Source organism: uncultured Turicibacter sp. (assembly GCF_938044715.1).
Taxonomy (GTDB): domain Bacteria; phylum Bacillota_I; class Bacilli_A; order MOL361; family Turicibacteraceae; genus Turicibacter; species Turicibacter sanguinis.
Window position 1 is genome coordinate 14,382 of record NZ_CALIOS010000063.1, and the last position, 22,209, is coordinate 36,590.

At 34.0% G+C, this 22,209-nt stretch carries 19 protein-coding genes; 2 read left to right on the forward strand and 17 right to left on the reverse strand.

Features of this window, described 5'->3' with window-relative positions; translation table 11 throughout:
* Positions 1–45: 45 nt before the first annotated feature.
* The 6 genes from QWC74_RS06875 to QWC74_RS06900 all read right to left on the reverse strand — a co-directional run bounded on the left by QWC74_RS06875 (position 46) and on the right by QWC74_RS06900 (position 7,143).
* Positions 46–906 (reverse strand): patatin-like phospholipase family protein, encoded by an 861-nt coding sequence (locus QWC74_RS06875; RefSeq protein WP_006784287.1) that lies wholly within the window; start codon positions 904–906, stop codon positions 46–48.
* A 76-nt stretch (positions 907–982) separates the two neighbouring features.
* A complete protein-coding gene (locus tag QWC74_RS06880) occupies positions 983–2,071 on the reverse strand; it encodes a hypothetical protein (RefSeq protein ID WP_006784286.1) in 1,089 nt (362 codons plus the stop codon).
* Between the two features lie 109 nt (positions 2,072–2,180).
* Positions 2,181–2,486 carry a hypothetical protein gene (locus QWC74_RS06885; protein WP_006784285.1) on the reverse strand — a complete coding sequence of 102 codons (306 nt, stop codon included), beginning with the start codon at positions 2,484–2,486 and terminating at the stop codon, positions 2,181–2,183.
* 113 nt (positions 2,487–2,599) lie between these two features.
* Positions 2,600–3,871 carry an aspartate aminotransferase family protein gene (locus tag QWC74_RS06890; RefSeq protein WP_006784284.1) on the reverse strand — a complete coding sequence of 424 codons (1,272 nt, stop codon included), beginning with the start codon at positions 3,869–3,871 and terminating at the stop codon, positions 2,600–2,602.
* Between the two features lie 11 nt (positions 3,872–3,882).
* On the reverse strand, positions 3,883–5,808 hold the full coding sequence (locus QWC74_RS06895; RefSeq protein ID WP_006784283.1) for a peptidase U32 family protein: 1,926 nt from the start codon (positions 5,806–5,808) through the stop codon (positions 3,883–3,885).
* A gap of 177 nt (positions 5,809–5,985) precedes the next feature.
* A complete protein-coding gene (locus QWC74_RS06900; protein ID WP_006784282.1) occupies positions 5,986–7,143 on the reverse strand; it encodes a YecA family protein in 1,158 nt (385 codons plus the stop codon).
* A 577-nt stretch (positions 7,144–7,720) separates the two neighbouring features.
* Between QWC74_RS06900 and QWC74_RS06905 the strand changes: the two genes are divergently transcribed.
* The gene (locus QWC74_RS06905; protein ID WP_006784281.1) at positions 7,721–8,542 is read left to right on the forward strand and encodes a site-2 protease family protein; all 822 of its coding nucleotides are present in this window, start codon (positions 7,721–7,723) and stop codon (positions 8,540–8,542) included.
* A 152-nt stretch (positions 8,543–8,694) separates the two neighbouring features.
* Here the strand turns inward: QWC74_RS06905 and QWC74_RS06910 are convergent, their stop codons facing one another.
* The 8 genes from QWC74_RS06910 to QWC74_RS06945 form a co-directional block, all read right to left on the reverse strand.
* Complete coding sequence (locus tag QWC74_RS06910; RefSeq protein ID WP_129821268.1) at positions 8,695–9,519, reverse strand: hypothetical protein; 825 nt, start codon at positions 9,517–9,519, stop codon at positions 8,695–8,697.
* Positions 9,520–9,817: 298 nt separating this feature from the next.
* On the reverse strand, positions 9,818–10,789 hold the full coding sequence (locus tag QWC74_RS06915) for an aldo/keto reductase family oxidoreductase (protein ID WP_006784279.1): 972 nt from the start codon (positions 10,787–10,789) through the stop codon (positions 9,818–9,820).
* 114 nt (positions 10,790–10,903) lie between these two features.
* Positions 10,904–11,293: a helix-turn-helix domain-containing protein gene (locus QWC74_RS06920; RefSeq protein WP_006784278.1), complete on the reverse strand. Its 390-nt coding sequence runs from the start codon at positions 11,291–11,293 to the stop codon at positions 10,904–10,906.
* 224 nt (positions 11,294–11,517) lie between these two features.
* Positions 11,518–11,778: a zinc ribbon domain-containing protein gene (locus QWC74_RS06925; protein WP_006784277.1), complete on the reverse strand. Its 261-nt coding sequence runs from the start codon at positions 11,776–11,778 to the stop codon at positions 11,518–11,520.
* 42 nt (positions 11,779–11,820) lie between these two features.
* Positions 11,821–12,795, reverse strand: coding sequence for a 5'-nucleotidase (locus tag QWC74_RS06930; RefSeq protein WP_006784276.1), 975 nt, complete (start codon positions 12,793–12,795; stop codon positions 11,821–11,823).
* Between the two features lie 443 nt (positions 12,796–13,238).
* Positions 13,239–13,598, reverse strand: coding sequence for a hypothetical protein (locus QWC74_RS06935; RefSeq protein ID WP_006784275.1), 360 nt, complete (start codon positions 13,596–13,598; stop codon positions 13,239–13,241).
* A gap of 71 nt (positions 13,599–13,669) precedes the next feature.
* Positions 13,670–14,422, reverse strand: a complete 753-nt coding sequence (locus QWC74_RS06940; protein WP_006784274.1) for a 5'-nucleotidase — start codon at positions 14,420–14,422, stop codon at positions 13,670–13,672.
* Between the two features lie 114 nt (positions 14,423–14,536).
* Entirely contained in the window at positions 14,537–14,848 is a 312-nt protein-coding gene (locus QWC74_RS06945) for a DUF1540 domain-containing protein (RefSeq protein ID WP_006784273.1), read from the reverse strand.
* Positions 14,849–15,110: 262 nt separating this feature from the next.
* On the opposite strand from QWC74_RS06945, the gene QWC74_RS06950 reads away from it, so the two are divergent.
* Positions 15,111–16,475, forward strand: a complete 1,365-nt coding sequence (locus QWC74_RS06950) for a sodium-dependent transporter (RefSeq protein WP_006784272.1) — start codon at positions 15,111–15,113, stop codon at positions 16,473–16,475.
* A gap of 32 nt (positions 16,476–16,507) precedes the next feature.
* Here QWC74_RS06950 and QWC74_RS06955 read toward each other — a convergent pair whose 3' ends face one another.
* From QWC74_RS06955 to QWC74_RS06965, 3 genes are all read right to left on the reverse strand, one after another.
* Positions 16,508–18,043 (reverse strand): hypothetical protein, encoded by a 1,536-nt coding sequence (locus QWC74_RS06955; RefSeq protein WP_155222893.1) that lies wholly within the window; start codon positions 18,041–18,043, stop codon positions 16,508–16,510.
* Positions 18,044–18,167: 124 nt separating this feature from the next.
* A complete protein-coding gene (locus tag QWC74_RS06960; RefSeq protein ID WP_006784062.1) occupies positions 18,168–20,459 on the reverse strand; it encodes a beta-L-arabinofuranosidase domain-containing protein in 2,292 nt (763 codons plus the stop codon).
* A gap of 154 nt (positions 20,460–20,613) precedes the next feature.
* Entirely contained in the window at positions 20,614–21,672 is a 1,059-nt protein-coding gene (locus QWC74_RS06965) for a patatin-like phospholipase family protein (protein ID WP_288993956.1), read from the reverse strand.
* Between the last annotated feature and the right edge of the window lie 537 nt (positions 21,673–22,209).

A 22,209-nucleotide genomic window follows, 5' to 3' on the forward strand; every position in this document is an offset into this window, starting at 1 on the left:
GTATCTCTTTTTTTATTTAATCATTTTCTGTCTGTTCATCTTCACTTATTTTTTCTTAAGATAACGTGGAGGTCTCGGATTTTCCTTTAAGACATTATACAAAATTCGATATGCATCATTCCCTCCTAGTTCAATCGAATTTTCAATCACACTTTTTCTAAAATCAAAACTTCCGTAAATACCAGTGCCCAAATCTCGACTTGGTGCAATTTCAATCAGTCGTTTACCATTAATTTCTTTTCGACCCAAACACTGCCCCCGATTTAAATAAACAATAATAATCGTCTCACAATCTGATTTTAACAAAGGAGCGAGAGGGGCACGTTCATATTTCATCGGATCACAATAATAGCTGTTATCAATATAAACAGGATTATACAACATCGGTACAGCTGTTGTCGCAAACAAAATATCTTGCATTTTCTTTGGAGACTGATGATTTAAGTTAAAATAGGCTAATTGCTTACTATTTACTTTTCCACATGATACGATAAGGTCTATTGATTGTTTCTGTATAATAGATGGCTTTAAATACTGGCGTAATACTTTCTCAAATCCCTTTCTTTGTAATGGAAGTCCTGTTTGATTAGCAACTCCAACCATATTAATCGCCCCAAAAAAAGGCGACATCTGCCTCGTATTCACACGATGTACAATTTGATTTACCTTTTTAATATTTTCTTTACTCACACCAAAAATAGCTGTCCAATTACACTGTTGCCAAATTTGGTCAATCTCATCTGCACTATACATTAGGTACAGAGCCCCATTTAAAGCGCCAATGGATGAACCTGATATCATTTTTATTTCGTTTGCAATTTCTAATTCTTCCAACACTTTAAAAACACCCACTTGATAGGCACCTTTTGCCCCTCCACCACATAGAACTAACCCTATATTTTTCACACTATCCCCTCCTCTCTATATCAATAAGTTATGAAATTAGCCCCTAATGGTGCCTTTAAATAAAAAAGGATTCCACTTAGGAATCCTCTTCTTGACATAACTTAAAAGCATTAGCCGTCACTTCTTTTTTAACAAGGCGATTGAGTGTACAGTAACGCTCTTGATACACTCCAACCTGACTTGCAGTTTGATAACCGATGGTCTCATTTTGTAAATTCTTAGCCAGATGACTCCCAAGCGATGAAGAAGCAATTTTCATTACAAACAAATAACTTGATTGCCAAGCATATCGTGTCTGTTGCCACAACTTAACATAACACATGACCTCATCAAAACAACCTTTGCATGATTGACATTGCGACTTAGAAAGCCCTGCCAATCGTCTTGCAATACAGGGGGTCGGCGTTAAGGCATAAAGGGGCATTTGTTTTTTTTGTGTGCGAGAAGAAAACATCATAAACGCATTTAATGCTCTTTTGAAAACAGGTGACTCCTCACTTTTCGAATTAGGATCGACAGTTTCCGCAATCACAGCAATTCGATTAGGATTCATCAAACTTTGAATTAACTCATATAAATCAAGAAACTTCATCTGTTTTCTAACTGATTTCTCGTTCATCCAATTAAAGCTTTGAATCATATCAAACTTTGTAAAATCGTAAGGTTTAAAACATAACTCATTTAACTTTTCTTTAAATCCTTTAAATGATGGTTGAATAACCATCGAAATTGGAACTAAATTCACCTCATTTTTAATTAGTCCAACACTTACATAATGTCTAAAAATATTCATTTGACTTCGCAAGGCTAACTTATTCCCCTCAACGGTAAAGACATTAATAATCTTATTAGAAAAAACCTCTTCCATCACCTGAATTAAGCCAAAGACATCTCCACCTGAACCACTTCCAAGCGCTAGTACATTTATCACTTGAAGCTCATCATACGTTTGATACACCTCAACATTTAAAAACCAATCATGATAGACCTCATAACTTTGACGATAACTAATCGGAAACTGTTCTACTAAACAAGCAATAATCGCTTCCTTACTATTGTGTAAATTATCCTGAGTATGTCCAAGTGTTTTCACATCCACATCAGGTGACAATTGTTCCTGCCACACTTCAATTTGTTCATACAATGTGGGATTTAATACTCTCATCATCTCACCCCAATCAAAAATTAGTCAACTCTTTACATCATATGATGTAAATCAAAAAAAGCAGTAAATTTTTATAAAAAATTACTGCTTCTCCTACTAGTTGCCTATTTTATCGTAATGATGACCGATCAGGTGAATACATTCGTCCAACTTCAAAATATAATGATACTTGAACAAAACCTGATTGGTTATAATCATTGATTTCGTTATAAGGAAAATAAGCTGTCATTTCATTATACTTTTCTGTCTTATCAAGAACAAATTCAACTTCTTGAGGGTAATTGATATTAGCTAACTTGCAAAAATAATTAAATTTATCAATTGCTGCCAATACATCGTCATAATAGCGATCAAAATAAACTTCATCCCCTGGCTGTACAACAACAATCCGAACACGACTAAAGCTTCGTTCCATCTTCTTTCCTCCTACCCTTATTATGATTTCATTCTATTATATTTTCAATGATCACAAACTATGTCTGCAAAAACATAAAAAGAGACCTTTCTTATGAAGGCCTCTTTCATCTTTTATAATTCACTTAAAACATCATCTAAATTCTGAATTAAAACTTCGATATTTTCTTCCGTAATCACTAAAGGTGGCTGGAAAGCTAGTACATTACGTCCTAGTCCATTTTTTCCAACAATTAATCCGCGATCTTTTAGCTTCTCTAAAATGAGATCTGTTTCTTCAGATGCTGCTTCTCCATTTGCTTTTACTAATTCAGCACCAAGCATTAAGCCAAGTCCACGAACCTCTTTAATAATCGGATGCTTTTCCTTTAGCAACTCTAATTTTTGTTTTAAAATAGCTCCTAAATACTCTGAACGTTCACACAGGTTATTTTTTTCAATGTAATCTAAAACTGCCATCGCAGTAGCTGATGAAACAGGATTTCCACCAAGTGTTGAAGCAGATGGCTTAGTAAATGCCTTTGCGATTTCATCATTCGTACAAAAAGCAGAAATTGGCATTCCATTTCCAAGTGCTTTCGCAACCGTCATAATGTCTGGAACCACGCCATAATTTTCAATCGCAAACATCTTTCCGGTACGTGCAAATCCAGTTTGAACTTCATCAATCAATAATAAAATATCATGTTGCTCAAGAAGAGCCTTTAATTCTTTGAAGTACCAAAGAGGAGGTGTAATAATTCCACCATTTCCTTGAATCGGCTCTGCGATTAAAGCTGCAATATTTTCTGCTCCTTGTTCTTCAATAACTTGTTTAATACTTTCAATTGAAGCCTTTGCCGCTGATTCTAAGTCTAATGTATCACTATAAACATTCTTGGCAAAATGAATACAACGAGATAAATCTGGATCTGCTCGCCACATTGGAATAGCAGTGGCACTCATGGTTAAATGCGTACGTCCATGTAACCCATTATGAAGGGCTATAAAATCATTTTTCCCCGTATATAATCTTGCCAGCAACATGGCTCCTTCATTCGCCTCAGAACCCGTACAGCAGAAGAATGAGCGACGTAAATTTCCAGGTAACACCGTTGCTAACTTCTCTGCTAAATTCACCATTTGCTCTGTTAAATAAATGATCGTCGTATGTTGTAACGTTTGCATCTGTGAAATCGCCACATCTAAAATTTCTTTATTACAATGCCCACAGTTCATCACTGAAACACCCGCAAAAAAGTCAATATACTCTTTTCCTTGATCATCATATAAATACTGCATATCCCCTTTCACGATTTGTGGAGGATTTTTATAAAAATGATTTCCATGAGACGATGGAAATAAAAACTCTTTTTTCTTTTGAATAATTTTATCTGCACCTATCATAATTTATCTCCTTAATTATATTGCATTGCTCCAAGTGTGAAGCCTAAGTTTTCATAATTTAATTCTTTTACTAACTCATCACAAAGCTCAAGATTCGCTATCGCTTTTTGATACGTATTAATAATCTGACGTAACGTTTCAAGTTCATAGTTACATCCTTCAATTTTAAAGGATGCCGCACCTAAATGATGTAATTCTTTTAATAAAGGTAAATAACATAATTCTTTAGCTAATACCATATGGTTATTCCCTTTATTGTCACGATAAACAGGATGTTCCTGTCCTCTATCATCAATTAATAACAAGACCTCTTTATCACGATACTTACGATCTGCTTTTTGACTTGCCTCAACGATTTTTGTATTTTCATATAAATCATGACTCATATACATCACAACAGGGGCCCCATGAACTGTAATCTCAATCGGTAACGCTGAATGTTGCAATAAATCTTTTGTATTCATCACTGGTGATTCATTTGACATGCCCGCTAAGCTTAAACCAAAACGTCCATAGAAATTAGCTGCTGTCGCATTATAAATATTTAAAGCTGTATCCCCAATCATTTCAAAACCGAAATCTGCAAAATAACGAATAGCCCCTAAATTCGTCACGACAATCCCATCAATTCCTAAATTTTGCGTACGTAATAAATGAGCATAACGACTGAAATCATCTTCATACATCATCGTCGGTAATCCTAAATAAAGTTTAGAATTTCCCTTATTTTTCGAAAGACTTTGAATTTCTTTCACACTAAATGGCAACTGTGGTTGGAATACTTCACCTGATAAATAAATCTTTTCAACCCCTTCTTCGATTGCCATCATCGCGGCCTGATAAGAATTAACTTTAACACTTAAAGTCGGTCGATGCGTTTTGATGTCCTCTGTCGCAAGCATCGATTTAATTTGTTGAACTCGTGAGTCTTTCATTTCACTCTCTTCGACTGGTTTACTAAACACTTTTCCAGTACTATAAAACTTCCCTGTTCCTTCCCATCGTTCATTAATATTACTTAGTCCTGGTTTACCAAAAGCATAAGCGGTCGAGAAATCACGTTTTCGGTTTTCATACAACGTTTTTGAATCCTTCTGACGATCATAAAAAATCGGATCTTCAATATAACGATTAATGGCATCACTGTAGCTATTAATAATCCCCAGTAGATAGTCGGCTTCTCGCATACGACCTTCAATTTTAAATGAAACCACTCCCGCTTCAATTAATTCCGGAATATTTTCATACATATACATATCTTTAACCGCCAATGGGAAAGTTGTATTGTATTGGTTCCCCCCTTGGTTCATTTTATATCCCCAACGACAAGGCTTCATACATAAACCACGATTACCACTTTTTCCAAATAAAATTCCACTATACGTACATTGTGAACCATGTGCCACACACATGTCACCATGCACAAAATATTCAAACTCCATATCAGTTTGACGAGAGAAGTACTTGACCGTCTCTAAATCAATATCACGAGAAGTTACAACGCGTGTTACGCCAAGTTCTCGTAAGGCTTTAATGGTTTCAAGATTATGTGTATTCATCATAACAGAGGCATGAATATTTAAATCTAGTCCAAGTTCATTAACTAAGTACACAATACTCATATCTTGAACGATAATAGCATCTGGCTTTAATTCACTCAAATAGGTTAAATAATCTTTTGCTTGTTTTAAATCCTCTGAACTTAACAGGTTATTAACTGTAATATAGATTTTCTTTCCTAGATCATGTGTAATTTTAACGGCTTCTGCTAACTCTTCATCTGTAAAGTTAAATCCTTTTCGATGCATACGCATATTGAAAATTTTACCACCTAAATAAACCGCATCTGCTCCACTATGAATGACTTGTTTAAATATTTCGAACGTCCCAACAGGGGCCAGTAATTCAACTTCTTGATTATTAAAATATCGACTCATACTCCGCTTCCTCTTCTTTCATCAGATTGATTTTCATTATATCATAACCTGTTTTTAAATGAATAGACTTTAATATTTCGACATTTATCACTTTATTCAGTTAACTCATTTTAATATGAAATAAAAAAAATCGCCTCTTAAAAGCAAAAGGCTTTAACAGGCGATTAAATAAGACGATTAACGTCCACAACATTTTTTATATTTTTTTTGACTCCCACATGGGCAAGGTTCATTACGTCCAATTTTAGTTGATTTAATTGGATTAATCATTGGAACAACAACTTGTGTTGAGGCAACCTCTTTCACTGCTGAAGCTTCTAAATCAACTTGACGGAATCCACGATTTTCCCACGTACGAGCATGATTAAATGCATCCATTAAAAGAATCATTAACGCCTGTCCTACATTGTAAGATTCCATTTCAATTTGACGGCCTTCAAGTGCCATAAAGGCTAATTTAGGTTGATATTTATATGCAAAAGACATTCCCATTTCATGTGCAATTTCACGAGCGACTTTTTTATCTTCACAAATATTTTCTTCAATAAATTTTTGAACTTGCATTAATTGAGGAGTCCATTCACCTTCGTCCATTCCAAACTGTTGAATTTCTTCTTTTGTTGGCATGTAATATTCTTTTTCTTCTTGAGTTTCGCGTAAAGCTAATACTTCTTGTTCTGAATCAATAAGTAATGAATCTGAAACAAATAATGGTCCAAATGATTGAACATTTCCATGGAATGTTAATTTACAGAATAATACATTTAGCGCTTCTTCTGGCGTTAATGGTGTTGTTTCATACTCATTAAACACTTTACATAATTGAGCAAAATCACAAATTCCGTATAAATTAACTAATGCCTTCATATATAAATAAACAAGATCCGTACGTACTTTTGTATCTTGTAATTCTGGTTGAGAGATATTAGCATAAGCCTCTTTTACAACTTGAGGCATCATGTAAACAACCTCTTTACCGTTCATGACAGGGTAAACATATCCAAGATTGTATAACGTGTAAACAGAAGAAGACATCATCTCATCACAGTTAACATATGCTTCATTAACTAACATAACGAAATCACTCATCATCAAATCGTCCATGCCACACAGAATATACTCTAAACGTGATACATCACCAAGTGTGGCAATAATACGTTCAATTAATCCACCTTTTGCTAATGACGAACATCCTTTTAATCCATGATGATCCACTAAACGTTTTAATTCAGGTTTTTTGAGTTTATTTAGAATTGTTTCTAACTTCTCATCATAATTACATTTAATTGCATTTGCAATCATTGATTCTTTAATAATATCGTTCATATTTTGCATCAGTAATCCCACCTTACAAAAGAAAAAGTCAACTCGAAATTTATACTTTATCATATTATTAATAAAAAAGCAAAAGAAAATTCTACAAACAAGGTGTTTTACCTCTTATTTTTCTTGTTTTCTTTTCTTTTTTCGACATCGAATTACACATAAAATAATCGATTTTTCTTAGACTATAACTAACAATCATTTAAGGTGGTGACCATGATGGGATTATTATTGTTTTTTGAATTCATCTATACGTTGTTTTCCTATTGGGAGATTATATGGCCCAATATCGCAAACTTTTTTTAATCCAAAAATAGAAGCATTGCCTAACGCAATGCTTCTATTTTTGGATTAAAGGATATTCTAATTCCATGACGCATATATATGTATATGTCTAAGTCTAAATCAGTTTTGTACAACTGCAAAACTTTTGCCTCTCCTATCAGCGGAGAAGACTGCTTCAAGAGTAGGGGACCCATGGACTATTGGATGTCTTAGTAGTAGAAAGTCCGATGAACTAAGACTTATTCTAAAACTGAAAAGACATTTCTATTTCTGTATAGATAGTCTTAAAAAGGGGGGAATCCTAATGCCAATTTTTCTATACATCGTCATTGCCTACCTCAGTATTTTCATTCATGAATGTGGCCACTATTGTGCAGCTTACCTCTTTGGAGTTAAAGCAACCGATGTGGTAACAGGAATGGGTATCAAAATATTGTCTATTAAAACCGCTCATACTCGCTTTATTTTTAAATTATTTCCGAGTGGTGGTGTAACAATTTATGATTTAACCGATGAAAATAAATTAAATTCCTTTCAACAAATCATCATCCTTCTAGCAGGTAGCACCTTTAATTACATCACAGCCGTTATCGCCTCTACTCTTTATTATCAAACAAACTTAATAGAAGGATTTAAAATTTTGAACCAACTCATTAGCAGATTCATTATCTCCTTAACCTCAATGTTGTCTGTTCATGATTTTTTAATACCGGATACCTCATTCACCGAATCAATCGAAATCATTGCAAATGAAAATACGCTTCAACAGTATGCCCTATTTATTATTTTATTCATGAATGTTTTACTATTTCTTTTCAACCTAATTCCGATTCCCTTTTTTGATGGAGGACAGATTGTATCCATTTTATTAGATCCTTTTTTAATAAAATTTGGACTACATGTAGAGTTATTGGAACAGATTAAAACAATCATTAATCAAGCCATTGGTTATTTTTTAGTGTTTTTAATCGTCACTCCTTTTTTAACTCGCTGGTATCAAAATATGATGCTCTCAAGTAACCCTAAATCAGAACTTCTAAAATGGATTCTCATTTTGTTAGGTGCCATTTTACTCAAACGCATTTTTAACACCCTAAGTCACCTTATCCGTTCAAATAAAATATAAAATCAACCATTTTTTGAATAGTTTTACAAATAATTTCTAATAATAAAATTGGTACACTTTCATTGCATCTATTCTTTCCTGTTTCAATACTCCACTTCCATGAAGTGGAGTATTTTTTTATACAAGCGATACCACATAAATATCGCTTTTTACTACTTAATAAAATATTGATTTAATCGAACATCGTATGTAATCGTCTGACTCGTTCCTTTTTCATCAATTATCGTATATTTAATCGTTTTAGTTTCCATATCTTCCATATTTCCACTCTCAGGTCCCGTACAAGAAATAGGCCCAATACTTTCTCGTGCTCCAATCGTATCAACAACCATTAGATTAACATTTTTTCCATTATTCATTTCAAATGTATAAACTAATCCCATGATGGCATAATCAGAATTATTTTTAAGACTTGTCTCAAACACACTTCCACTAGCATTTGAAGGAACCGTTAACGTTGGATTCATAAACTCCAAATCAGTCACGGTAACCTTAGGAGTTTCAGCTGAGAATGCCTCTCCTGGTGTATAAGTATATTTATTTTGATTAACATCATATTCCACAACAGTATGAACCATATTCTCATCATACATATTAATCAAAATTCGCGTCGCTTTCATATCCTCAATACGACCTGAACTTGGACCAAAACATTGAATAAACCCACTAATGTCACCTGATTTTAACGTATCTTGTGTGGAAATCGTTGTATAATTTCCATTACTCAACTCTATATCGATTGAAATCCCTCGTATAATAAACTTTGAATTATTTTTAATTTGAGCTTGATAAATATAATTTCCTTCGCTACGTTGCTCAAGGGTTTGATTAATAAATTCTAACTCATTCACTAAAACATACGAATCATCAGCCCCTCCTCCTGCTTTATTAGCAGAACAACCCATCACTAAACTAAGTGTTGTAAATAAGATGCTAGTACAGACTAAATACTTCACGGACCATCTCTTGAACTTCATAACTTATCATCCTTTATAACAAAAATTGACCGACTCAATAAGTTTTCTCCTATCTAATTGATTATCATTTAACTTACTTTTTGATCGATTAGGCATGCATCTCATAATAAACTCCATTTCTACACAAATTCCTAATCCTGATGAACAGACATCAAGTTTATACCAATAGCAAGAATCCTTATCTCTATAGTTATAGAGTTAGAAATTTTAAGTAAAATTATACGAAACTCACCACTCCTTTTTTTTAAATGATAATCAAAAAAAGGTTAAAATCTAATCTGATTTTAACCTTTTTTCTTTATAATAAACTTCTTCCTGGTATCACATTATACAAACGATACCACTGCTCACGTGTTAACTTAACTTGGGAACCTTCACACACTGCTTTAATTCTCTGTGGGTTTTTCGTGCCAACAATCGGTTGGATTTTAGCGGGATGACGTAGTAACCAAGCCATTAAAATAGCTTCTTGACTCACTCCGAATTCATTGGCATACTCCTTAATGACCTCATGCGCTGCTTGATAAGGAGCCTCTACCTTCTCCTTTGTCAACATCCCCGTTGCAAGTGGTGACCAGGCTTGAATCGTCATATGATTTAATCTCGCATACTCGAGTGTTCCTTGACTTCGATGATCAATCGGATTGGTTAAACTGTTAACATTCATCCCTTCATCAATTAAATTAGCATGAACTAACGATAACTCCATTTGATTCACAATTAAATCTTGTTCAATATAACGTTTTAACAATTCTATTTGATGAGGATTATGATTACTAACCCCAAAATGTCTAACTTTCCCAAGAGCCTGTAATTCACTAAATGCCTGAGCCACCTCTTCTGGCTCAACTAGTGCATCTGGACGATGTAGCAATAAAGAATCTAAATAATCGACCTTCAATCTTTTTAAAATACCATCTACAGAATCAATAATATACTGATAGCTAAAATCATAATGTGGTGCAGAACCTTCCCCTAAACTTCCTTTCAAACGAATTCCACATTTAGATTGAATATAAATCTCTTCTCGCTTAACTAAGTCAGTCTCCCAGATTCCAGAAAAAGCTTCTTCCGACTTTCCATACGTATAGATATCAGCATGATCAAAAAAATTAATTCCTTGCTCTAAGGCCGCTTCAATGGTTACTAAAGCCTGTTTCTTAACCTCATTTGTCAAAGGATTATGAGTCCACTCTCCTCCCATTCCCATACATCCAAGTGCAATCTCTGAGGCATGAATGTTACTATTTCCAATTCGTATCTGCTTCATAACTCCTCCTAAAAAACATAATATCAATCCATTATAACTTATCAACACTTCATTATAAACGTTAACAAAGAAAAATTTTATGATAAAAAAGCCATCAGGGACTTCATCATCTTTTTACTGAAGCCGCAGTAGATAATCATCCATATCTTTTTTTAAAAAGCGCCACTCTCTTCCAACCTTATAGCCTTTTAATCTTCCATCACGAATCATATTATAAATCGTTTGATGACTAACCCGTAACATTTTAGCCACCTCTGGCAGGGTTAAAATTTCAGGACCTTCTTCTTTTTCCTTTAAAGTAACCTCACTTCGTTCATAATCTAGCGTTTCTTTGAACTTCTGTAAAACAAGGGCATCCGTAGACTGTAATATTGTATCCCCACATTTAGGACAAACATAAATCGTGATTCCTTCAATTATCACCGTTAAAGTTCCTAATCCTGATTGAATAGATGTGGTTTTGACCTCAAACTGTTGTGAACACTTCTTGCATACCTTTGACATAAATTCAATCCCTCCTAAAAAATCCATTTCCCCCAATGGATGTGCCTCTTTATAACCATTATAAAGAATAATCAATCCTTATAAGTTATTTTTATTATAACCTAATTTTTACCATTATTAAACAGTAAGACATTAATTAAAAACAAAAATGACACAAAAAATAACTTGACTTTATTCTTGGGTAATAAAAAAAGCATCAGCAAGCTGATACTTTTTCTTCATCTCTAATCTCTCCAACGCTTTAAAGTTTTTAATTGTAAGGGATAAATCTTTTTCAACATCCATTTTTGAAATTTATTAACTGGTGCTTGGTCAATCATTTGAATGACTTGTTTTTTCATATCAGTTAAAGTCATATCTGGCTTTATAAAGCGTCCATTTCGATAACATAAATAACAATATTCTTGCGAAAATGTCCCATTATTTTCATTTCCTAAAATTCTTTCATTCAGTGGTAATCCGCAACTTTGACAAACTTTTTCCAATCTAAAGACATCCCTTCGCATTGTTTTAAGATTTATTTTATCTTAACCATGGTATGGTTCATGATGCTCATGCTGGTGCTCCTCATGATGCTCATGTTCATGATGTTGTTCTTTTTGAAATTGATTCAAACTCGAATTGGATTTATATGGAACACGCCCAGAGGGAATCAACTGAGAAGCTGGACCAACATGATAATCTTGATCATCAAAAAAGATATGGGCATTAAACGCTTTAAGAACTTTATCTTTTGCCACTCCTCCTAAGAAGAACATCTCATCCACTTTACATCCCCATTCACGTAATGTAAGAATAACACGTTTATGAGCCGGTGAATTTCTTGCCGTCACAATTGCAATTTTAACTAAGCTATCATCTTTTTCCTTAATCGTTGATAATGTTTTAAGCAACTTAGCAAATGGGCCTTCATTCATTGCATTTTCAGCATTTGCATTTTCATTTTCAATAAAAGCTGCAAGTCCTTGTTCTTTATAAATTAATTCTGACTCATCTGAGAAAACAACCGCATCAGCATCAAAAGCGATTCGAATCTCTTTTTGGTTAGGTTGATAATCTCTTGGAACATCGTAAACAAGTGCTGCCGCCACTCCATTATCAATCGCATCTTGAACATCATGTTCATTTCTTGATAAAAATAAGTCAATATTAAAAGCGCTCAGATACGGGAGCTTATCTTCTCCTCCCGTAAAAGCAGCACGAACAATATCAAGTTTATATTCTGCAATACTATTAAAGACTCTTAGACCTGTTTCGGGGCTATTACTTGATAAAATAATAACCTCAACAATAGGGTAATCAAATTTATCATTCAAACTTAACAATGCCTCAATCAATGGAAATGCCGTTCCTTTTTCTAAAACAGTATTTTCATTCTCAATTTGGTAACGATGATACGCCTCAATTCCTTCCGTTTCAAAAATCTGATTTTCATGCTCTAAATTAAAAAGAGCACGACTTGAAATTGCAACGACTAATTTATCCTGTAAATCATACGCCATTCTCTTCACCTCAATCAATAAACTTACGTTTCACTATCATATTAGATGTGGATAACTTTAATACTTCCATTATATAGATTTAAGAAACGCTTTTCAACAAAGGACAGTAAACTATTTCCTCTCACCTTTATAATTTATATGTCTTTAATCGAATTTATTCTAAAACCAACAAAAAAAGTCATAGTTCTCCATTAGTAGATTGCTATGACTTCTCCTCTTCATCACTCGTCTCTTTAATACCTTATATTTTAAATTAATAACCTATCTAGAACCAGACATATTTTTTTCCTATCAATGAGCATAGTAGATTCCAGATGTAACATAAATCACTTCAAAAGTACAATCGTATCATTCTTCCCGCTAGTAAACGATTCCCTTCTCATCTACTCCATAAAATTAAAGTTACTCAACGATAAAAAACTTATCTGGACTTCTATCGTTTATTAATTTTCCTTTTTATATTCATTTAAACGTTGAAGCAAAGCGTTAAAATCATTAAATACTAAATGACGTCCATATCGGATAAATAATTCAACAGGTAACTCACCTTGAACTTTTTTCACTTCAGGTAAGTTAAGGGTTAAGGGTGCAAAACCTACCTCATATCCTTCATCACTTGAGGTGATGGTTACAACTAACTTATTTTCAAGTGCTAGGTCTCGCTTCGACTCTATAAATTTAGAACAAATCCCTAAAATTTCATCATCTGTCAAATATCCCTGATGATAAAAATCTAACTTCTCTGTTTCATTATTTTTTAAATAAACGCGATTATCATTAGTAATTAACAATACGTCATTCAATAGTCTCCTCTCCTCTCATTTTATCTTCCTTTAAATATATGTAATGGGTTTCTTTTTTATGTTACTTCAAATTAAAAATCAATATTTAAAATACGAGGAGTTGGCTTCGTCCGTATCAAAGAATCTTGCCTCTCCCCCTCTATATAAACCGTAAGATCAAAAAGGCGGCAAACATCTTCAGTCCCTCCCATACCTAAAAAGCAGACTTCATTCACTTTACATTGAGATAATTTAAATAAATCTTTCACCCAAGATTCAACACTATAGCACCTTGTCGTTAGTAAAGCCACCTTAAAGTTAGCAAATAACTTTTGCCAAAATCCAAATACAGGTAGTATTTTTCCAAAGGCATCGCACATTCCCTCTTTTGCAAACAACCGATGATCGAGCGCCACCTTGAACTCATGGGTTGTTGTCACTCCTAAAGAAACTAAACCAGCTAAAATATTCATCTTCTGGGTCTCCTGAACCAAATTTAAGTCAGAAGAGAAAAATAAGTCAACCTTTAAAGCTGCTAAATAATCTAAAATCGAGGTACGATTAGATAAAATGACATTATCAATTTCTAACTTATAATAAGCTAAACTTTCAAAAATACAATCAGATATTTCAGGAGGACTATCTGATATAATCATCACGTCAACAAACGATAGATTAGCGCATAAAAGTTGCTCAATAAAAGAAAAAAGGGGACCTTTATCAAACACCTCATTTGCATTATGATACACAAAAATACGATCACTCTGATCAGTCATCGTTTGAATTTTCTTTAACTTAGGCTTAAATATCGCACTTAAAGAAATTGCCACCACTACTTTCTCCATTTTTCTCTCCCCCAGCTAATCGTATCTTATTATATGAATTTAATAATCACTTTATTACTTTTGTTCTCGCATAATAAAAAGCTTTCTAAAGATTTAGAAAGCTTTTTATCTATCCTATTTTTCAAATGTATCGCAACTTGCTGTATCTGTATTAATTTGTACGGCATCAGCATGACAACAATTTTTATCGTTATGTTTACAATGACATGCACTGCATTTAATATCATTAACTGTCGCTTTGTGTGACGTATTACTAAACTCTGATCCAAATTCAACATCACCAACAAGCCCTTGATCAGCAAAACTTTTACATAACGTTTCATCCGTTACCGTTGCTTGCGCGCCACGAACATTCACAACACTTGCATAACAATTTCCTTGATTATCATTATGCACACAATTATGCGCACCACATTTAATTGACATATGATAGACCTCCCTTTTATCACAATTGTTTCTCTTGTATCATTCCTCAAATTTAATCAAACTATTCTCGTGTTACTCGACATTTTTCAAAACAAAAAGACATTTTGCTTTTCAAATAAAAATTTTCATGCTAAAATAAGTTCAACTTTTATTGCTTAAGCCTTTTTATTAACATTTTAGTAGGTCTAGCATTAAAATAAAAGGATTATTGTAGGAAACGACTAGAAAGAGTCGTTGTGTAGGACAGTAGGAGGAATTAAATATGAGTCAAGAATTATCATCGACAAAGCGCGATGGGTTTTCGTCACGCTTTGGAATCATTGCAGCTGCTGCTGGTTCAGCTGTAGGACTAGGGAACATTTGGAAATTCCCTTATATTGTAGGTGAAAATGGGGGATCAGCCTTCATTTTAGTTTACTTAATTGCGATTTTATTAGTTGGGATGCCAGTTTTATTAGCAGAATTTATTATCGGACGTCGTGGACAATCAAATGCCGTTCGATCGTTTAAAAAAATTGCCCCTAAAACACCTTGGTTCGGTATCGGATGGATGGGAATCGTTGCTGCCTTCATGATTTTAGGCTTCTATACCGTTATTGCAGGGTATACGATTCATTACTTTATTTTAACAGTGACTAACGGATTTGCCGGTATGACTTCTGATCAAATTGCCAACACGTATCAAGCATTCTCAACAAGTAGTGTTGCGCCAATTGTTTATACCATCATCTTTATTTTACTATCATTAGCTATTTTATTCGGTGGTGTTAAAGAAGGAATTGAAAAATACAGTAAAATTTTAATGCCTGGATTAGTTGGAATTATCATTTTATTAGTAATTCGCGCCGTTACCTTACCTGGAGCAAGTGAAGGAATTGAATTCTTACTAAAACCAAACTTCAGTGAATTATCGATGTCAGCTGTTCTAGATGCATTAGGTCACTCATTCTTCTCCTTAAGCGTCGGAATGGGAACGATGTTAACATATGGTTCATACATTAATAAAAAAGAAAACTTAGCAGTTACAACAGCTTCTATCGCAGTTGCAGATACAGTGATTGCCTTATTAGCTGGTCTAGCAATTTTCCCGGCTGTATTTGCTTTTGGAATTGATCCAACTGCTGGTCCTGGTCTAGTTTTCATCACATTACCAAACGTCTTCTTACAAATGCCTGGTGGAACAATTTTTGGAGCCTTATTCTTCTTCTTATTATTCATTGCCGCTTTAACATCTGTTGTGTCAATCTTTGAGGTTATTATTGCCTATGTGACAGAAGAGCTGAAATTTAGCCGTCGTAAAGCAATGGGATTAACAGCTATTACAGTTGTTTTTATCTCAAGCTTATGCGCTTTATCAAACACACCAGATTCAAGCCTTATTTTCGCAGGAAAATCACTATTTGATTGGATGGATGTACTAACAGCTAATGTATTACTTCCAATTGGTGGATTATTAATCATTATTTTCTTAGGATTTATTTTCAAGCGTGATCAATTAGAAGATGAATTAAAACAAGGATCTAAATCAATTAAAACAACGATGGCCTATATTACTATTACAAAATATATAGCACCAGTTGCGATTGCTATTGTCTTCTTATATGGACTTGGTATTATTAATTTCTAATAAAAAAAGTTCTCGAAATTCGAGAACTTTTTTTATTGCGGTTCTTTAACAAATGATAAATCTGCTAATCGAATACATCCTTGACTACTTTGATTAAATAATAAATTAATTTGTTTAATCTTCGTTAAATCAACCTCTTTGAATTGATTTAAAACAAGACGCTCATTATATAAAACCTGTTCATTTGTTCCCATTAGAACTAATTCCTCAATCGAATTGATACTAGCATTTGAGGTTTGATTTTGTTCATCAATTAACTCAATTTCAAAAGATTGAGTGGCTAATTGATTTTGAATGACTTCACCGCTCATCACTTCATTTGATAATTGATTACTTAAATACAAAGAAATCGCATCATAGTGACTCAAATCCCGACTTCCTTTTGGAATTTCAATCGAAAGGCTCGCATTAGTATCATCCCACTTCATCAAAAAGCTCGTCGTTCCATCTGTTGTTCGTTCAATATTGATATCATTTGCAATAATTTTACCACCTAATGTATTCACCGTTGGATTAGATTCAATTTGAGCATTTATCAACATCATCGTATTCGGTACTGTTAAACTTGTTCTCACTTCAGCACCATACAGTGTTTTTGGCATCATTTCTAAAACGGTAAATCCACTTCCAATAGGCGAGCTATCAAAAACACTCTGTAGAAAATCAACAATGTACTGACTGACAAACTCTACATTATGTTCAAAGTTTAGGACTGATTCTAATTCCGAATCTGCTACATTAAAATCGTCAAATTTTCCTGCTTTAACATACACCAATGAAGTCATCGATTTACGAGCTTTCTCCTGACGATAATCTTCATATAATGCTTTACCAACTAAATGTTCATCTTCATTATATTCAGATAACATGATAGCGGTCGGAACATCAGGATATGAAAGTTCTTTATAATTAGTGTCTACTGGATCAATCAATAAAAGGCCTGCAAGGCTTAATTGTTGTTTATACTCTTGATCAAGTGCAATCTTATATACATTTGTTGTACTTTTTCCATGACCAATCATCACCACTTTTGCTAAACTGCCTTTATTCGTGAGCTCTACTCCAAACTCATCATTTTCACCAAGTAATGATTGACTTAAACGTTGACGATATTCATCAAAAACAGACTTCAACATCTCTTCATCGTATCCCTCAATAGAACTTAGCTCAGATAAATCTAAATGAATCGCCAAACAATTAGTGCTTCCAATCGCTGCTAAGATCTCATCATAAGCTCTCGAAACACCCTCTTTGGCATTCAAATCCGAAAAAATAAAGACAATCGGGTACTCTCCTTCAACTTCTGGAACAACTAAACTTCCCTTAAGAGGAATTTGAATTAAATTTGATTCATCTTTCAGTGTCATTTCACCTAAGTCAAAGGATAAAATAGACGCATCCATTTGTGTATTAAAGTTTGAATTATTTTGAACCCCAACAGGATATATCGATTCAACTGTATCCACCAATGACGTGTCCTCCTGATTGAAATAAAATAAACTACCAAAAACCATAGCCACAAATACTATACCTGAAATAGCTATACCAAAAATCCATTTTATTTTCATCTATATTTAGCCTCCTTGAGAACTATTTATCACTATTTATTTTATTGTGAGACAAAAAATGGAATTTAAACAAAAAAGTAAAAAAATAAAAGATGATTTCAAAAAATGAAATCATCTTTTTCAATTATGCTTGTAAAATCGTGCGAACTTCTAAAATTCCTCCCACAATACTGTCTTCAAATCGATTTCTAAAACTAACCGTCACTTTATATTTTCCATCCTCATTCGGTTTAACATTTGCTAATAAATCAGATGAAATCGGATAAACCACATCTACTACCTCTACGTTTTTCGTGGCCATTAATCTCTCGGTTTGAATCAATTCATCATTCACCAAAAGATCAAAAACACGTTTGACAGGCTCCAAATTCTCACCATTTAATCCAAAGTAAGAAACAAGTAAAGCCATCTTCTCGTTTGGTATGACTTCCATTTCATAACTAAAACTTCCATCTATTCCACGTGCATCTCGCCACCACATATTTACATCTGCTAAATAACCCGCGTAAGATTCAACTGATTTAAACTGATGCTCAATCTCAGACTGCTGTTCTCCCGTTTTAACAAGATCAACCGTCTGATCAAATAACAACTCATCGCGACTTAACGTTTCATCGCCCAAATTCAAAAATTCCTCTGACCTATACTTCGAAAAATAAATCGTATATCGCTCATGATGAATGGCATAAAAAGGCTTAAGTGTAAAACTAACATCTCCTGGCTTTGCATTTGGTGCAGTCTTAAATGTTAATGTCTTTTGATTAACAAGTTCAATCCATTGATTCAAATCTTGATAATCCGTCACAATTTTAGGGACCCTAATCGTTTGTTGCGTCATTAACGATAAGTGGTCAGGTACAATATCACAAGCAGGGAAATGCTCACAACCAAGTACCGCTGCTAAAACAACGGGCCCATACATAAACGCAACCTTATGCGGATCATCCATCGACACATACTCATGAAGCCCCATTGGTAGAACAATCTCAATCTCATCATCTGCATGAAATGTATCAGAAATCATTAAATAGCCTTGCCCATTCCCTTCATAACTTTGACCCTTGAACCTTACTTCTATCGGTGCATTTAACCAATAAGGCACACGAATTTTAACATTTAAAAACAGCTGATTTGCTTCCTCAAAAACAAGTTTTACTACATTTGAAATAGGAAAATCTGTTTGAAGCACTACTTTTAACTGCTCATCCTCTTTTACAAAACTTGAAGCCATAAATAAATTCACATAAAAATCTTCATCTTCTTTAAAGAAAATATGGTGCGTATAACGACCTGGATTCTCCATTCCAGTTCCCGTACAACACCAAAACGAATCTTCCTTTGTTCCATAAACTTTAAAATGTCCTGGATAATTTGAGGTAAAATAAATTTTACATCCTGTATGCGGATCTTGTGATGCTAAAATATGGTTATACGTAGCACGTTCAATAAAATCTATATATTTAGAATCTTTCGTCCATTTAAATAAATACTTCGCCAACTTAATCATATTATACGTATTACACGTTTCAGCTGCTTCACGCGATAATGCTTCTGTATCACTTGGTCCAAAATGTTCACCACTTGAATTTCCACCGATTACATAAGAGCGATGCAAAACCACCGTCTCAAAGAAAAACTTTGCCACACGATAATAATAGTCATCACCTGTTACTTCATATAACTTAGCAGCACCTAACACCTTTGGAATCTGTGTATTGGCATGACGACCTTGTAAATCATCAACCCCTGCAGCTAATGGATCCATAATTAGATGTTGCGTAAATCGCTTCGCTAAATAAAGGTATCGCTCATCCTGGGTGATTTCATATAATTCGGCCATCACCTCATTCATACCACCGTACTCACAAATCAACATCCGTTGAAATTGTTCATCACTCATCAGCCGACTGCCCTCATAAGCCCAATCTGCTAACTTTTTTAAAATATTCAACGCTTCTACATTTTTTCCAATCTGATAAGCATCCATTAACCCTGCATATATCTTGTGAATCGAATACCAAGGTACCCAGTAATGACTCAAACTAAAATGATCAACATGAAACTCCCCTGTAAAAACTTGTTCAAATGGTGTACTTAAAAATCCACCTAAGTACCCGTCTGCTCGTTGCAATAGAGAAAATGTTTCAATAATATAGTCCATACGCTCTTTAAGCTCTAAATCTTTGGTCGCCTCATACATACAAGTAAGTGCCGATAAATAATGGCCAATGGAATGACCTTTAATCTCTAAACTTTCCCATCCTCCATAGCTTGGTTTAGGTGGGATTTGAGATGCTCCCTCATAAATCGGTGCTAACAAACGCTCAACATCTAAATCCAGTAAGTACTGCTTTCCCACTGCTTGCGAGATTTCAAATAAAGAATCCTTTTCTAACCTTACAAATTCCGAACTCATTCCTTCCTCTCCCATCCACTTTTAAATACGCTTTCAATCATATAAAAACAAAAAATGTACTTACAACATCAATCGTTATAAGTACAACTTAATTATAAGTTTAACCACTTATTCTGTAAATATTTTCTAAATCGTATCTTTCAAAACACTGTCATTAAACTTCAAAATGCATTCGATAACAACTTTCACGACGTCCCATTTCTTCAACAACCAATTTTCGAGCTAATATTTTGAGTCTATTATTATAACAATCAATCATTTGATCTCCCAATCTTAATAAAGCCTCAATATTTTCTTTTGAAATATTGTCCATCTGATGACTGACATGATTGGCCTCTAATTCCGGATCAATCCTTATATATTGATCTTTTATCCCATTTGAAGCGTATAATCGACTTAACGGATGATGAACTGTCTGTGAGCCTGCCGATCCGTAAATAGATAACGCTGGTATCGCCCATTGAATATCTCCCCAATTTCTAGCCTTTTCATATTCATAACTAATCTCTTTCGACCCTGTTCCAAGAGAAAAAATCAAAATATCCTCTTCACTCGGATTAAATGGAAACTTACAGGCCTCTATAAACGCACATAAAGCTGGGTTATTAGCAAACATCCCCCCATCAATTAAAGCTAACTCTCCCCGTAACACATCACTAATTTTAGCCACTGGAAAATAAGTTGGCGCAGCTGTACTTCCCCTAACAACCTCACGCACCAAGAAATTAAACGATTCATCTCGATAAGCATTCATCTGATTAAAAAACATTGCCTCTCCTGAGACAATATTATATGCCGGAATCAAACAAGGCTTAACTAAGTCTTCCATCCGCGTCTCACCTAAATACTCTTCTAATAAATGTTCTAAATAATGAGGTAAATATTTAGGTCCAATCAAACCAAAACCACTACTAATTCGACTCCAAATTGTTTTTTCAAAAATATAAATTCCCTCATTCACATATAAGTCTAAAATCTGTTGGGCACTATATTTTGATTTTGTTGATCCCGGTCTTTCAGGGCATAAATAAAGACTCGTTAAAATTGCCCCCGTACTCGTCCCGGCAATCAGATCAAAATAATCACTAATGTGAGCCTCTTGATTCCCGCTATAAAATTTTAGTAATTCCTCCAGCCGAATCAGCAGTTTAGCAGGAATAATCCCTCTAATTCCTCCACCATCAATTGAAAGAACTCGAATCATATTCAGCATAATCATCCCTCCATTATTCCTTCTTACTTTAATATATGAGATGAGATGAGAAGAAAATAAAATTCGAAGAAAAAATACCCTCTTTTCGCAAATAAAAAAAGGCCTACTGGCCTTTCATCTCATTAAGCGCTGACTTTTGAAGCTTTTGATTTCGTATAAACGTCAAAGAAGACTGCAATCAATAATACAAATCCTTTAATTGCTTATTAATAATCAATCTACTTTCAGCTCTCATTATCTTTCACAAGAACATGACCATTACTAGAGTCGAATTATCTTAAATTCTACTCTTTATGATATCAATTCCCCACTAATCTTACAGTTCAAATAAACTTATCACAAATACTGTCTATTCATCACCTAAAAATAAAAAAACCAGGACAAAATCCTAGTTTCAAATCATATTCATCTTTACTATTTTACGACTTACATCTTTAGACATAAAAAAAAGATATCCATTTGGATACCATAATCATCATATTTGGTGCGGGTGACAGGAGTTGAACCTGCACACCAAAGGTACTAGAGCCTAAATCT